The following is a 935-nucleotide window of genomic DNA, read 5'->3' as shown; positions in this document are numbered from 1 at the left end:
CGTATCGGTGAGCGTGCAGCCGGTGGCGACGACGTCGATGCGGCCGGTCGCCGCCAGCGCCGCACACGCGGCCAGCAGGCCCTGCGCATCTGCGATCGTGAGGCCTGAGAGCAACTCGAGCTCGAACTGGTTGGGCGTCGTGAGGTTTGCTGCCGGCAGCAGCCGGTGCCGGACTACGTCCAAAATGCCGTCGGCGACATAGACGCGGCCGTCATCGCCGATCACGGGATCGCAGAGATAGACGAGCTTCGCATTCCGCGTCAGAGCCCGCTCGACGAAATCGGCAATCACGGCGGCATTGCCCGGCGAGCCGAGATAGCCGGTCAGGAGCACGGCCGCCTCGTCGACGAGGCCGCGCTCTTCCACGCCCTTCAGGAGATCGGCGACGAGCTCGGTCTCCAGCACCCGCCCGCGCAGGCTCGGATAGCGCGGATGGTTGGACAGCAGCGTCGTCGGTACAGCCGCAACGTTCACGCCCTCCGCCTGCATGGCATAGGCGGCCGCGCTGTTGCCGACATGGCCGTGGACCACCTGGCTTTGAATGGAGATGACGAGCATGAAAGAGGTCCGTAGGGTCTATTGTCGAACGACGCAAGCACGGCAATCGTAGCCCGGATGGCATCCGGCGAAATCTGAAAAATTATCGGCCCCGCAAAAGATGACGTCAGTAATGCCTCAGCGCCTTGCGAGCCTCGCAAGATAGGCGCAGAACATATCGGCCATGGCATCGGCATAGGCCGCGATCTCCGCCTCGCTCCGCGTCTCTTCAGAAAAATTCTTGCCGACCTCGCTCAACGTCGCCTTGATGAGCTCGCCGGCGAGCGCGCGTGTCGCGTCAGAGGCTTTCGGCAGCGCTTCCCGCATGAACGCCGCGATGATCCCCTCACCGGCCGCACGCGCGTCGTGCGCCTCGGGCGCGTCGCGATAGAGCGGTG

1 protein-coding gene and 1 pseudogene are annotated in these 935 nt (G+C 65.1%); both read right to left on the bottom strand.

Annotation, left to right across the window (positions count from 1 at the left end):
- On the bottom strand, positions 1-558 hold a 558-nt coding region (pdxY, locus tag MOV75_RS39750), incomplete at its 3' end, for a pyridoxal kinase (RefSeq protein ID WP_247008313.1).
- A 117-nt stretch (positions 559-675) separates the two neighbouring features.
- A pseudogene (locus tag MOV75_RS39745) lies at positions 676-935 on the bottom strand (TetR/AcrR family transcriptional regulator); the annotation flags it as partial.

This window comes from Bradyrhizobium sp. PRIMUS42 (genome assembly GCF_023006515.1).
Taxonomy (GTDB): domain Bacteria; phylum Pseudomonadota; class Alphaproteobacteria; order Rhizobiales; family Xanthobacteraceae; genus Bradyrhizobium.
The sequence above is the reverse complement of the archived record's forward strand: the minus strand, read 5'-3'. Positions and strand labels throughout refer to the sequence as shown.